Source organism: Streptomyces sp. NPDC050619 (assembly GCF_040654815.1).
In the GTDB taxonomy this organism is placed as follows: Bacteria; Actinomycetota; Actinomycetes; order Streptomycetales; family Streptomycetaceae; genus Streptomyces.
Window position 1 is genome coordinate 1 of sequence record NZ_JBFAIR010000068.1, and the last position, 15,524, is coordinate 15,524.

The following is a 15,524-nucleotide window of genomic DNA, read 5'->3' on the forward strand; positions in this document are numbered from 1 at the left end:
CCCGAAGCCACAACCGGCGGCACCAGCAGACCATCGGACGCCATCCGTGCGAGGCGTGGTACCCAGGCCTCGCCATCGCGGAGGGCGAGCTGGGGGTCCTCGCCATGAGCGAGGTGGCGGGCCAGTGTGCGGTGGGAGGAGGGGCTGTCGTCCAGGTCGGCCAGGAAGATCCGGTCGGGGTGCTCGCTGATCGCCGACCGGACCAAGCCCCACGCGCCGGCGCCGGTCAGGTCCGTGCCGCCCGGGTTGGGAGCGGCACCGGCGGGGACCGCCTCGCGAGTCGTGACGACCAGACGTGTTCCGGTCAATCGCTCGTCCGCCAGGCAGGTCTGCATGGCATCCAGGAGATCAGCGATCGGACTCAGGACTTCACCAGAGTTGATCCCCTGGGAGACCACGCTGTTGTCGGGCTCGGTGCCCGGTACTGGAAGGATCACCACGTCAGGCACTTCGCTGCCCGAGTCGAGAGCGGTGATCAGGGCGTCCACGTCCTGGTGGCGGGTGATCGGGACGTCGGCGGCAGCCCACGGTTTCTCGGCACGCGCGTCAGATGAGATCAGCACCCGGCGTCGGCCGTGGTCGAGTTCCTGGACGTCCGGGGTGCGGGTGGCGGGCGCCCAAGCCAGGCGGTACAGGTGGTCATTGCCGGCCGGCGTCCGCAGGGCGGCGGCGGACGCCGGCCGCAGCAGCAGGGACTGGACGGCCGCGACGGGGTCGCCGACGGCATCGGCCACACGCAGGGCGAGTTCTCCGTCGCCGGCCGGGAGGAGGTGGGCGCGCACAGTCGTGGCGCCGGCCACCGCGACCGACACCCCCGACCACAGGAAGGGCAGCATTGCCTCGCCGTCGCTCTCGCTACGCAGCGCGAGCGCGTGCAGCACGCTGTCCAGCAGCGCCGGGTGCACCGCGTAGGCGGTGGCCTCGGTGGCGCCGGGCTCGGGCAGTGCGGACTCGACGTAGAGGTCCGCGCCGTGTCGCCAGGCCCGGGTGAGCCCGCGGAAGGTGGGTCCGTAGTCGAGGCCCGCCGCCGCCAGCCGGTCGTACAGTCCGTCGAGCGGCAGCGGCTCGGCGCCGGCCGGCGGCCACGCGCGCAGGTCCCAGTCATACTCGGCGGGCCGTGCGGTGAGGGTCGCGGTGGCTTGCAGGGTCCAGGGTGCGTCGGCGGGTGCCCCGTCAGGGCGGGCGTGGATGCGCAGGGCGCGGGTCGCCTCCGCCGTTTCCGTCTCCTCGATCGGTTCGAGGGAGATCTGCACTTGTGCGGCGCCACCCTCGGAAAGGACGAGCGGCGAGTGCAGGGTGAGGTCGGCGACATGTCCGCAGCCGGCTCGATCACCGGCCTGGACCGCGAGTTCCAGGAAAGCCGTGCCGGGCACGACGACGCGTCCGCCCACCACGTGATCGGCCAGCCAGGTGTGGCTGTCGGCGGACAGTCGTGAGGTGAGCAGCAGGGTGTCCGACCCGGCGACGGGCAGCTCCGCACCGAGCATCGGATGCCCGGAGCTGCCGAGGCCGAGCATGTCGGCGCCGACGCCGGATCGGCTGGGCCGCAGCCAGTACCGCTGCCGCTGGAAGGCGTACGTCGGCAGGGGGGCGTTGCGGGCTCCGGTTCCGGTGAAGACGGCGGCCCAGTCCACGTCGGCGCCCCGGACGAACAGTTCGGCGACGGCGCCGAGGAAGGTCTCGGCCTCGGGCCTGCCCTCCCGCAGGACGGAGACCGCGGCGCGCTCGGCGGCGGGTTCGACGAGGCTGCTGAGCACCGGGTCGGGGCCGATCTCCAACAGCCGGACGGCGCCTTGTCCGGTGACCGTCTCGGTGGCGGCCTCGTGGAACCGGACCGGCTGCCGGATCTGCCGCACCCAGTAGTCGGCGCTCGTCCAGTCGCCGTCGCTGAGCGCAGTGCCGCTGACCGTGCTGAGCGCCGTGCACTGCGGGGTGCCGTACTCGATCTGTTCGGCGATGGCGGTGAATTCGTCGAGCATCGGCTCCATGAACGGGGAGTGGAACGCGTGCGACACCCTCAGACGCGACACCCGGCGACCACGCTCACGCACGGCCGCCATGACACGCTCCACCCCCTCCTCCGCACCGGAGACCACCACGGCGGCCGGCCCGTTGACGGCGGCGATCGTCACCTCACCCGCGGCGAGCAGGTCGGCGATCTCCGCCTCATCCGCCTCCACCGCGGCCATCGCACCGCCCTCCGGCAGCGCCTGCATCAGACGCGCACGAGCCGCCACCAAACGCACCACGTCAGGCAATTCAAAGACACCAGCCGTATACGCAGCCGCGTACTCGCCGATGGAATGCCCGAACACCACATCAGGACGCACACCCCAGGACTCCAGCAACCCCGCCAGCGCCGTCTCGACAGCGAACAGCGCCGCCTGCGCATAGCCGGTACGGTCCAGCAGAGCAGCCGCTTCACAGCCACCCTCCGCGAACAACACCTCCCGCAACGGAAGAGGGAAACCCTCCGCCCCGGCCAGCTCGCCCTCCAGCAACGCGCACGTCTCGTCCAAAACACCGGCGAACACCGGATAGACAGCACGCAGTTCACGCCCCATCCCCGCACGCTGACTGCCCTGACCGGTGAACATCCACGCCGTCCGACCCTCGCTCACCACACCCATGACCGCAGGCTCGGCCAACCCCGACCGCAGCGCGTCGATGTCCGGGCCGAGGAGGACGGCCCGGTGTTCCAGGGCGGCACGCGACGTGGCCAGAGACAGGCCAACGTCCACGGGGTCGAGCTCACGCGCGTCGAGGACCTCCGAGAGGCGCGCGAGCTGGGCACGCAGGGCTTCCGCACTGCGGCCGGACACGGGCCAGGGGACGACCGGCGGAGCCGTCACCGTGCGCCGCTCGGGTTCATGGACGGGCGGGGCCTCTTCGAGGATGACGTGGGCGTTGGTGCCACTGATACCGAACGACGACACACCCACCCGACGCGCCCGCTCACCGCGCGGCCAGGCCCGCTCCCGCGTCAGCAGCCGCACGGCACCGGAGTCCCAGTCGACGTGCGTGGAGGGTTCCTCGGCGTGCAGGGTGCGCGGCAGGGTCTCCTCCCGCAGCGCCATCACCATCTTGACGACGCTCGCCACGCCGGCCGCGGCCTGCGGGTGGCTGAGGTTCGACTTGATCGAGCCGAGCCAGAGCGGATCCTCGTCCGTCCTGGCCTGGCCGTACGTCGCGAGCAGGGCCTGTGCCTCGATCGGGTCGCCCAGGCGTGTGCCGGTGCCGTGCGCCTCGACGGCGTCGACGTCGGAGGCGTCAAGGTCCGCGGCGGCCAGCGCCTGCCGGATCACCCGCTGCTGGGACGGACCGTTGGGCGCGGTGAGCCCGTTGGACGCGCCGTCCTGATTGACCGCGCTGCCCCGCACCACCGCCAGGACGGGGTGACCGTCGCGCAGCGCGTCGGAGAGGCGTTCCACGACGATGATGCCCGCGCCCTCGGACCAGCCCGTGCCGTCGGCGCCGTCGGCGAACGACTTGCAGCGCCCGTCTCCGGCGAGGCCACCCTGCCGCGCGAACTCCAGGAACATCCCCGGATTGGCCATGACGGTCGCGCCGCCCGCGAGGGCCATGTCGCACTCGCCGGAGCGCAGCGCCTGGCACGCCAGATGCAGGGCGACCAGGGCGGAGGAGCAGGCGGTGTCCACGGAGACCGCCGGGCCCTCCAGCCCGAGCTGATACGACAGTCGGCCGGAGGCGACGCTGGGGGTGCTGCCGGTGAGCAGATAGCCCTCGGTCTCGGCGGTCGTCTCGTGGAGGTGGCCGCCGTAGCCGTTGCCGGAGACGCCGACATAGACGCCGGTCGCGGTGGAGCGCAGGGAGGTCGGGTCGATGCCCGCGCGCTCCAGCGCCTCCCACGACGTCTCCAGCAGCAGCCGCTGCTGCGGGTCCATCGCCAGGGCCTCGCGCGGGGAGATGCCGAACAGCTCGGCGTCGAAGTCACCGGCGTCCGGCACGAATCCGCCGACGGCGGCGATGCCGTCGAGGGCACGGGTGTCCCAGCCGCGGTCGGACGGGAACGGCGTGATCGCGTCCTTGCCGGTGACGACCAGGTCCCACAGCGCTTCGGGAGAGTCCCCGCCGCCCGGGAACCGGCAGCCGACGCCCACGATCGCGATGGGGTCGCCGGTGTAGGAGCGCGCGGGAGCGCGGGTCGTGCCGGCCGCGTCGGTCGTGTCGTCCCTGTCGCCGCCCAGCAGGTGGGTGCGGAGGTGGGCGACGAGGGCGGTGGGCGTGGGGTGGTCGAAGACGAGGGTGGCGGGCAGCGCGATGCCGGTGGCGGTACGCAGCCGGTTGCGCAGGTCGACGGCGGTGAGCGAGTCGAAGCCGACGTCCTTGAAGGCGCGGTCCGGGTCGATCCGTCCGGGCGAGGCGTGTCCGAGGACCGCCGCGACCTGGGCGCGCACCGTGTCGAGCAGCAGCCGTTCCCGCTCGTCGGGCCGCAACCCGCGCAGCCGGTCGGCGAGTTCGCCGCCTCCGGTGCCGAGCTGCCGGCGGGCGCCGCGCCGGCGTCGGGCGGCGGGGACCAGGTCGTGCAGCATGGCGGGCAGGGTGTCGTGACCGGCCTCGGAGAGCGCCGGGACGCGCAGGGCGACGGGGACGGCGTTCGGCTCGTCCAGCAGCAGCGCGGCGTCGAGCAGAGCGAGGCCCCGGCCGGTCTCCAGCGCGGGGTAGCCCTGCCGGGCCATGTGCTCCAGCTCGCCCTCGTCCAGTGTCCCGCCCATGCCGTCGGCGGTGGCCCACATGCCCCAGGCCAGCGACACGGCGGGCAGTCCCTCGGCGCGGCGGGTTGCCGCGAGGGCGTCCAGGGCGTTGTTCGCGGCCGCATAGGCCGCCTGGCCCGGGTTGCCGACCACGCCCGCGAACGACGAGAACAACACGAACGCGGAGAGGCGCTGTCCACGCGTCAGCTCATGCAGATGCCGGGCGGCGTCTGCCTTGGCGGCCAGGACGCGGGCCAGCCGTTCCGGGGTGAGGGCGGTGACGAGGGCGTCGTCGAGAACACCGGCCGCGTGCACCACGCCGCTCAGTTCGACACCGTCGAGGACGCCGGCCAGTGCCTCACGGTCGGAGACGTCGCATGCCCGCACGCTGACCCGCGCACCCAACCCGCCGAGTTCCGCCTGGAGTTCGGAGGCCCCCGGAGCGTCGGGGCCACGCCGGGAGACCAGCAGCAGATCCCGCACGCCATGCGCGGTGACGAGATGCCGGGCGACCTCCGCGCCCAGGCCACCCGTACCGCCGGTGATCAGCACCGTGCCCTCGCCACTCCACGGCGACGGCACCGTGAGGACGACCTTGCCGACATGCTTGGCCTGGCCCAGCAGCCGCAACGCCTCCGGCGCACGCGCGATCCCGAAGACGGTGACCGGGGCGGGCCGCAGGGCACCCCGCTCGAAGAACTCCAGCAGCGCCGCGAACATCTCCGCGATCCGGTCCGGGCCGGCGTCCATCAGATCGAACGAGCGGTACGACACCCCGTGCTCGGCCCGCACCTCCTCGGCGTCACGGACGTCGGTCTTGCCCATCTCCACGAACCGGCCACCCGGACGCACCAACCGCAGCGAGGCATCCACGAACTCACCCGCGAGCGAGTCCAGCACCACATCCACACCCGGACTAAACCGCTCCTCGAACGCGGTCGTGCGGGACGAGGCGATCCGCTCGGCAGGGATACCAAGGTCGCGTACCACCGGCCACTTCGGCTCACTGGCGGTCGCGTACACCTCACCACCCAAATGCTGAGCCAGCTGCACCGCAGCCATCCCCACACCACCGGCAGCGGCATGGATCAGCACGGACTCCCCCGCCCCCAGACCCGCCAAGTCCACCAGGGAGTAGTAGGCGGTGAGGAACACGATCGGCACGGACGCCGCCTGCTCGAACGACCACCCATCCGGCACCCGGGCCAGCAGCCGCGCGTCGGTGACGGCCATCGGACCGAACGCCCCGTCCAGCAGGCCCATCACCCGATCACCGACCACCAGGCCGGTCACCTCCGGACCCACCTCCACCACCACACCGGCACCCTCATGCCCAAGCCGGCCGGGGTCACCCGGATACATCCCGAGCACATTCAGCACGTCACGGAAGTTCACCCCCGCAGCCCGCACCGCGACCCGTACCTCCTCGGGTTCCAGGGGCCGTCGTGCCTCCGGAACGAGCTCGACGCCGTTGAGGCGTCCTTGGGCGACGACGTCCATGCGCCACCCGTCGCTCGACCCGGCGGGCGGCAGCAGCACGTCGTCCGTGACCGCGCGGACGAGGCGCGGGACACGCACGTCTCCGTGGCGGATGAGCAGTTCGCCCTGATCGGGGCGGCCGGCCAGGGCCCGGTAGGACTCCGCGGAGCCATCGAGGTCCGCGAGCCGGAAGCGTCCCGGGTTCTCGCCGGCCGCCGAGCGCACCAGGCCCCAGACGGTCGCACCGGCGAGGTCCGCGACGTCGTCGCCGACGGCTCGGGAGGTGATGAACACCAGGCGGGAGTCCGCGAGGCGGGGTTCGGCGAGCCAGCCCTGGACGAGTGCCAGGGCGGCGGCGGCCACGTCGGTGAGGGAGCGGCCGGTGGTGGCGAGGGGCGCGAACACCGTCTCCGGTGTCTCGTCCCCGGCGTCGAGTGCCGCGGTGAGGGCCGGGAGGTCGGCGTGGGCGCGGGCCGGTGCGGCGGGCAGGGGCGCGGGATCGCCGAGCACCGTCCAGGTCGCCGTCGAGACGGGGACTGTGTCGGGCAGGGGCCGCCAGTCGAGGCGGAACAGGCTGTCGCGGAACGCGCCGTCGGAGACGGCGAGGGCCCCGGTGGACAGGGGACGCAGGGTCAGGGCGTCGGCTCGGCCGACCGGTTCGCCGGTCGGATCGGCCAGGTGGAGCGTGACGGAGTCGTCGCCGCGGCGCGAGATACGGACGCGGAGCGCGGAGGCACCGACGGCGGGCACTTCGACGCCGGACCACAGGAACGGCAGCAGCGCACCCTCTTCGTCGCGCTCCCACAGCCCCAGCGCGTGCAGGACGGCGTCCAGCAGGGCGGGGTGGACCCCGAAGCCCTCGGCGCCTCCCGCCACGGATTCCGGCAGGGTGGCCTGGACGAACCAGTCGTCGCCGGAGCGCCAGACGCGTTCGAGTCCGCGGAATGCCGGGCCGTAGGACAGTCCGGCCGAGCCCAACCGCTCGTACAGGCCATCCAGTTCCACCGGTTCGGCGCCCTGTGGCGGCCAGGCCCGCAGGTCCCAGTCCTCGTCCGAGGGCTCGCCCGCCGCCAGGACGCCGGAGGCATGCAGCGTCCAGGGGTCGTCGGTGGTGGTCTCGGGGCGGCCGTGGACGTACAGCTGCCGTCGGCCGTCGGTGCCGGGGGCCTCGACGTTGAGCTGGATGTGCGCCGCGCTCGCGTCGGGCAGCACGAGCGGGGCGTGGAGGGTGAGTTCGTCGACGCGGTCGAGGCCGACGCGGTCCCCGGCGGCCAGCGCCAGTTCCAGCACGGCCGTGCCCGGCAGGATCACCGAGCCCGCCACCGCGTGGTCCGCGAGCCAGGGCTGGTCTGCGGTGGACAGGCGTGCCGTCAGCAGCACGGCGTCCGAACCGGCGACGGGCACGGCGGCACCGAGCAGCGGATGTCCGGCGGTGCCGAGGCCGAGGTCACCGGCGGCCACGGTGCTGCGCGGGGCGTCGAGCCAGTAGCGGCGGCGCTGGAAGGCGTACGTCGGCAGGGGCACCTCACGCGCGCCCGTGCCCGCGAAGACGGCCGCCCAGTCGACCGGCGTGCCGCGCACGAAGAGTTCGGCGACGGCCCGCAGCAGGGTCTCCGATTCGGGGCGGTCCTTGCGCAGCGTCGCGGCGGCGGGTGCGTCATCGGCCAGCGCGGTCAGGACGGGGTCGGGCCCGATCTCCAGGAAGCGGCCGGCACCTTGGGCGCGGGCCGCGGTGAACGCTTCGTGGAAGCGGACGGGGCGGACGATCTGGTCGGCCCAGTAGGCGGGTGTCGTCCAGTCGTCCTCGGCGAGCGGGGCGCCGGTCACGCTGCTCACGGCGGCGACCCGCGGCGTGCGGTAGGTGATCCGGGCGGCGACCTCGGTGAACTCGGCGAGGACAGGCTCCATCAGCGGCGAGTGGAAGGCGTGCGACACGCGCAGCCGCGTGGCCCGTCGGCCTTCCGCACGGGCCTGCTCGACCACCGCGTCCACGGCGGCTTCGGTGCCCGAAACGACCACCGAGGTCGGCCCGTTGACGGCCGCGAGCACCGCGCCGTCCGGCAGCTCGCCGGACACCTCCGCCTCGGCCGACTCGATCGCCGCCATCGCGCCGCCCTCGGGCAACGCCTGCATCAGGCGGGCGCGCGCCGCCACCAGCCGTACCGCGTCCGGCAGTTCGAAGACCCCGGCGGCGTACGCGGCGGCGAACTCGCCCACCGAGTGGCCCAGTACGGCCTCCGGGGCCATCCCCAACGACCGCAGCAGCGCGACCAGCGCCACCTGCACCGCGAACAGCGCCGGCTGCGCGTATCCGGTGGTGTCCAGCAGACCGGCGCCGTCCGCGAAGAGCGCGTCCTTGAGGGGCCGGTCGAAGCCCAGCTGTGCGTCCAGCAGGCCGCACACCTCGTCCAGCGTCGCGGCGAACGCGGGGTGGGTGTCGTACAACTCCCGTCCCATGCCTGCCCGTTGGCTGCCTTGTCCGGTGAACATCCACGCCGTACGGCCCTCGGTGACGGCCCCGGTGAGGGCGGGCTCGGCGAGCTGCGTGCGCAGGGCGTCCAGGTCGGGGCCCAGCAGGACGGCGCGGTGTTCCAGCGCCGCGCGCGTCGTCGCCAGCGACAGGCCGGTGTCCAGGGGGTCCGCGTCCACGGAGGCCAGTCGGGCGAGTTGGGCGCGCAGTGCCTCGGCCGAGCGTGCCGAGACCACCCACGGCACCGTGGGCAGCCCATGGTCCGGTCGCGGCGCCGGGGCGGGGCGCGGAGCAGGGGCCTCTTCGACGACGACGTGGGCGTTGGTGCCGCTGATGCCGAAGGACGACACACCCGCCCGACGCGGACTCTCGCCCTGCGGCCAGGCGCGTTCCTCGGTCAGCAGTCGCACCGCACCGGACTCCCAGTCCACGTGGGTGGAGGGCTGGGCGGCGTGCAGGGTGCGCGGCAGGCGCTCCGCGCGCAGCGCCATCACCATCTTGATGATTCCGGCCGCACCCGCGGCCGCCTGTGTGTGCCCGATGTTGGACTTCACGGAGCCCAGCCAGAGCGGCCCGTCGCGGTCCTGGCCGTAGGTGGCGAGGAGGGCCTGGGCCTCGATCGGGTCACCGAGCCGGGTACCGGTGCCGTGCGCCTCGACCACGTCCACCTCGGCCGCCGACACACCCGCATTCGTCAGCGCCTGGCGGATCACCCGCTGCTGCGACGGCCCGTTCGGCGCCGTCAGTCCGTTCGACGCACCATCCTGATTGACAGCCGTACCCCGCACCACCGCAAGTACCGGACGGCCCTGCCGACGCGCCTCGCTCAGCCGCATCAGCACCAGCACGCCCGCGCCCTCGGACCAGCCCGTGCCGTCCGCCGACTCCGCGAACGCCTTGCACCGCCCGTCCGCCGCCAGCCCACCCTGCCGGGAGAACTCCACGAAGGTGGTCGGCGAGGCCATGACGGTGACGCCACCGGCCAGGGCCGTGTCGCACTCCCCCGACCTGAGCGACTGGCAGGCCAGATGCAGCGCCACCAGCGACGACGAACACGCCGTGTCCACCGTCACCGCCGGCCCCTCGAAACCGTAGACGTAGGCGACGCGACCGGAGAAGACGCTGCCCGCGTTGCCGTTGGCGAGGAGTCCCTCGACCTCGCTGGGCACGGTGTGCAGACGGGCGGAATAGTCGTGGTACATCAGGCCCGCGAAGACGCCCGTGCGCGTGCCGCGCAGCGACAGCGGGTCGACTCCCGCGCGCTCCAGCGCCTCCCACGACGTCTCCAGCAGCAATCGCTGCTGCGGATCCATCGCGAGCGCCTCACGCGGCGAGATCCCGAACAACTCAGCATCGAACTCGGCCGCGTCGTGCAAGAAGCCGCCCTCGCGTGTGGCGGAGCTGCCCGGGCCCTCGCCGTACAGGGCCGTCAGGTCCCAGCCGCGGTCCACCGGGAAGCCCGACACACCCTCGCCGCCGGACGCCACCAGGTCCCACAGCGCCTCCGGCGAGTCCACCCCGCCGGGAAAGCGGCAGCCCATCCCCACGATCGCGATGGGCTCGTCCGTGCCGATCGTGGTGCGGGCGGCCGTGGCCGGGAGGTCCGCCGTGCCGAGGAGTTCCGTGCGGAGGTGGGCGGTGAGGGCGAGGGGGCTGGGGTGGTCGAAGACGAGGGTGGCGGGGAGTGGGAGGCCGGTGACGGTCTTGAGGCGGTTGCGGAGGTCGACGGCGGTCAGGGAGTCGAAGCCGAGGTCCTTGAAGGCGCGGGCGGGTTCGACGGACGCGGTGCCGGTGTGGCCGAGGACTTCGGCGACCGCTGTCTGCACGAGGTCGAGCAGGAGCCGGTGCTGTTCGTCGCCGGGCAGGGTGAGCAGGCGGCGGGCCAGGGCGTTGCCGTCGTCGGTGCCGACGGCGGCTTGGCGGCGGGCCGTGGGCAGCAGGCCGTGCAGGACGGCGGGGGCGGTGTCGCGGTGCGCGGCGAGGGCGTGCGTGTCGAGCGCGAAGGGCAGTGCGACGGGGTGCTCGGAGCGGAGCGCGGCGTCGAAGAGGGCGAGGGCCTCGTCGGTGGGCAGGGGCGGGAAACCACGGCGGCGCAGGCGGGCGACGTCGGCCTCGGCCGTGCGGCCGCCCATGCCGTCGGCCGTCTCCCACATGCCCCACGCGAGGGACAGCGCGGGCAGGCCCTGGGCGTGGCGGGCGGTGGCGAGGGTGTCCAGCACCGTGTTGGCGGCGGCGTAGGCGGCCTGGCCGCGGTTGCCGAAGACGCCGGCGACGGAGGAGAACAGCACGAAGGCGTGCAGGTCCTGGCCGGCGGTCAGCTCGTGCAGGTGCAGGGCGGCGGTGGCCTTGCTGTCCAGTACACGGGCGAGCCGGTCGGGGGTGAGGTCGGTGAGGAGCCCGTCGTCGAGCACGCCGGACGCGTGGATCACTCCGCTGAGCCGTACGCCGTCCAGGGCGGCGGCCAGAGCGGTCCGGTCGGCGGCGTCGCACGCGACGACGCGGGCGCGGGCGCCGGCGGCGGTGAGGTCGGCGACGAGGGCGTCGGCGCCCGGTGCTTCGGGGCCGCGGCGGGACATGAGCAGCAGATCCCGCACTCCGTGCGCGGTGACCAGATGCCGGGCGACCTCCGCGCCCAGCCCGCCGGTGCCGCCCGTGATGAGGACGGTCCCGGTCTCGGGCCAGGGGGTGGCTTCGGTGGCCGCCGGTTCGGCGGTGCGGCTGACGCGCGGGACGCGGACCCGCTCGCCCCGCACGACGAGTTGGTCGGCGTCGAGGGCGGTCAGGGCGGCGATGAGGGTGCGCGGGGCCTCGGGGGCGCCGTCGGTGTCGGCGACGGCGAAGCGGCCGGGGTGCTCGTTGGCGGCCGTGCGCAGCAGACCCCATACGGCGGCACCCGAGGGGTCGGTGGCGTCGTCGCCGGCCGCTTTCGTGGTGACCGGCACCAGGCGGGCGTGTGCGAAGCGCTCGTCGGCGAGCCATGCGTGCACGGCGGCCAGGACGTCGGCGGCCGTGTCGGAGCCGACCGGGAGAAGAACCGTCGCCGGGTTCCTCGCGGCGAGGGCCTCGAGGGTGGGCCCATGGACGATCGCCGGGTCGGCGGCGGTCCACGGCGACGGGTCGTCGGTCAGTACGGCCGGGGCGGGTCCGGTCTCCTCCCCGCCGCCGGACGTCGGGAGGGTGAGCGGGGTCCACTCCAGCCGGAAGAGGCCGCCCGCACGCGGGGTGTCGTCGCTCAGGGACGACAGGGGACGCAGGACGAGGCCCTCGACGTCGGCGACGGGTGCGCCGGTCTCGTCCGCCGCGTACAGGGCGACGGTGTCGTCGGAGTGCCGGGTGAGCCGTACGCGGAGGCCGGCGGCACCGACGGCGTGCAGACGTACGCCGCTCCACAGGAACGGCAGCCGTGCCTGGTCGGCCGTGTCGTGCGGCAGGGCGAGGGCGTGGAGGGCGGTGTCGAGGAGGGCGGGATGCAGGCCGAAGGCGGTGGCGTCGCCGGTGCCGTCCGGCAGGGCGGCCTCGACGAGGAGGTCGTCGCCGTCCCGCCATGCGGCCGTGAGGCCGCGGAACGCGGGGCCGTACTCGAGACCGGCCGCGGCCAGCCGGTCGTACAGGCCGTCCAGCGCGAGGGGTTCGGCTCCGGCGGGGGGCCAGACCCGCAGGTCCCACGAAGGGGAGGGGGGACCTGCGGGAGCGAGGGTGCCGGCGGCGTGCAGCGTCCACGGCGCGTCGGCGGGTGCGCCGCTGTGGCGGGCGTGGACGCGGACGGCGCGGGTGCCGTCGGCCGCGGCGGGTTCGACGGCGATCTGGAGGTGTGCGGTGCCGTGCTCGGGCAGCACGAGCGAGGTGTGCAGGGCCAGTTCGGTGAGCGTGCCGCAGCCCGCCTGGTCGCCGGCCTGCACGGCGAGTTCGACGAGCGCGGTGCCGGGGACGACGACGCGTCCGGCGACGGTGTGGTCGGCGAGCCACGGGTGGGCGTCGGCCGACAGCGCGGCGGTGAGCAGGACGGTGTCGCTACCGGCGGGGCGCAGGGTGGCGCCCAGCAGGGGGTGGCCGACGCTGCCGAGGCCGAGGCCGACGACGTCGGTGACGGTGCGGGTGGGCCGTAGCCAGAACCGCCGGTGGTGGAAGGCGTAGGTGGGCAGGTCGACGCGGCGGGCGCCGGTACCCTCGAACAGCGCGGCCCAGCCGACGGCCGCCCCGTGCACGTACATCTCGGCCAGCGCGGTGAGTAGGGACTCGGGCTCAAAGATGCCCTTGCGCAGGACGGACGCGGCGGAGCTGTCGCCGGCTGTGCGGGCGAGGCCGGTGAGGACGGGGTCCGGGCCGATCTCCAGCAGGCGGCTCGCGGACTGTCGGCCGGTGGCGGTGGTGAGGGCGTCGTGGAAGCGGACGGGGCGGATGATCTGGTCGGCCCAGTACGCGGGTGTGGCCCAGTCGGCGGCGGTGACCGGGGCCCCGGTGACGGTGCTGACGGCGGCGAGCGTCGGCGCGCGGAAGGTGACGCTCTCGGCGACGCGGGTGAACTCGGCGACGGCGGGGGCCATGTGGGGCGAGTGGAAGGCGTGCGAGACGCGCAGCCGGGTGACGCGCCGACCCCGGTCGCGGGCGGCGGCCATGACCCGTTCGACGCCCTCCACGGTGCCCGAGATGACGACCGCCCGGGGCCCGTTGACGGCGGCGACCGTGACCTCGGCGGTGTCGTGCAGGCCCCCCTCGGAGGTGTCGAGCAGCTCCGTGACGTCGGCCTCGTCGGCCTCCACCGCGGCCATGGCGCCGCCTTCGGGCAGTGCCTGCATGACGCGGGCGCGGGCGGCGACCAGGCGTGCCGCGTCGGCCAGGTCGAACACCCCGGCCACGTAGGCGGCGGCGTACTCGCCGATGGAGTGGCCGAGGAGGACATCGGGCCGCGTGTCCCAGGAGCGGAGCAGTTCGGCGGTGGCGGTCTGCAGGGCGAACAGGGCGGTCTGGGCGTAGCCGGTGCGGTCGAGGAGGGCCGCTTCGGCGGTGGACTCGGCGGCGAACATGACGTCGCGGACGGGGAGTTCGAATCCGGGGGCGTCGGCGAGGGCGGCGTCGAGGGCTTCGCAGACGACGTCCAGGACGGCCGCGAACACCGGGTGGGCGTCGTACAACTCCCTCCCCATGCCGGGGCGTTGGCTGCCCTGCCCGGTGAACATCCATGCCGTACGGCCGTCGAGGACCGTCCCTGTGACGATGCCGGGGTCCGGGGTGCCGTCGGCGAGGGCGGCGGTGCGGGCGGGCAGGACGCCGGGGTCAGTGCCGAGGACGACGGCGCGGTGGTCGAGGTGGGCGCGGCCGGTGACGAGGGACAGGCCGATGTCGGTGGGGTCGGCGTCGTCCGCGTGACCGGCGAGGCGGGCGGCCTGGGCGGTGAGGGCGTCGTGGTTGCGGGCCGACAGCACCCAGGGCACGACCGGTGGCGCGGTCGGGGTGCGCGGTTCGGGCTCGACGGGTGCCGGGGCCTCCTCGACGATCACGTGGGCGTTGGTGCCGCTGATGCCGAAGGCGGAGACTCCGGCCCGGCGGGGGCGTTCGCCGCGCGGCCAGGGGCGGGCCTCGGTGAGCAGGCGGACGTTGCCCTCGGTCCAGTCGACCCGCGTGGAGCGGGTCTCGGAGTGCAGGGAGCGGGGCAGCAGTTCGGCCCGTAGCGACAGGACGGTCTTGATGAGGCCGGCGACGCCCGCGGCGGACTGGGTGTGGCCGATGTTGGACTTCACGGAGCCGAGCCACAGGGGTTCGGTGTGGTCCTGCCCGTAAGTGGCCATGAGGGCCTGGGCCTCGATGGGGTCGCCGAGCCGGGTGCCGGTGCCATGGGCCTCTACGGCGTCGATGTCGGCGGTGGTGAGGGCGGCGGCGTCGAGGGCGGCGCGGATGACGCGCTGCTGGGAGGGGCCGTTGGGCGCGGTGAGGCCGTTGGAGGCGCCATCCTGGTTGACGGCGCTGCCGCGGATGACGGCGAGGATCGGGTGGCCGAGTCGCTGGGCGTCGGAGAGGCGTTCGAGGACGAGGACGCCGGCGCCCTCGGACCAGCCGGTGCCGTCGGCGTCGTCGGCGAAGGACTTGCAGCGCCCGTCCCCGGCGAGGCCGCCCTGGCGGGCGAACTCCAGGAACATGCCAGGGTTGGCCATGACGGTGGCGCCGCCCGCGAGGGCCGTGTCGCACTCGCCGGAGCGCAGCGCCTGGCAGGCCAGGTGCAGGGCGACGAGGGCGGAGGAGCAGGCGGTGTCGACGGTGACGGCGGGGCCTTCGAGGCCGAGGGTGTAGGCGACGCGGCCGGAGGCGACGCTGGGGGTGCTGCCGGTGAGCAGATAGCCCTCGGTCTCGGCGGTCGTCTCGTGGAGGTGGCCGCCGTAGCCGTTGCCGGAGACGCCGGTGAACACGCCGGTGCGGGAGCCACGCAGCGAGGTGGGGTCGAGGCCCGCCCGCTCCAGGGCCTCCCAGGACGTCTCCAGCAGCAGGCGCTGCTGCGGGTCCATGGCGAGCGCCTCGCGCGGGCTGATGCCGAACAAGTCCGGGTCGAACAGGGGCGCGTCGTGGAGAAATCCGCCCGCGGTGGTGGTGTCGCCGAGGGCGCTCAGGTCCCAGCCGCGGTCCTCGGGCACGGGCGTGATGCCGTCCCGTTCACTGGTGACGAGCTCCCACAGCGCCTCGGGCGTGGTGGCGCCGCCGGGGAAACGGCAGCCCATGCCGACGACGGCGACGGGTTCCCGCGACGCCGTGACGAGGTCCTGGTAGCGCTGCCAGAGCCGGTCGTTCTCCTTGAGGGACTCCCGCAGGGCTTCGACGAGCTCTTCGGAGGATGCAGCAGTCATGTCTTTCTCCACGGTCGCGTTGCGCAG

Annotated in this window: 1 protein-coding gene; it reads right to left on the reverse strand. The window is 74.1% G+C overall.

Features of this window, described 5'->3' with window-relative positions:
- Nucleotides 1-15,497: SDR family NAD(P)-dependent oxidoreductase (locus AB0I77_RS50910; RefSeq protein WP_363289844.1), on the reverse strand; the 15,497-nt coding region annotated here is incomplete at its 3' end.
- Between the last annotated feature and the right edge of the window lie 27 nt (nucleotides 15,498-15,524).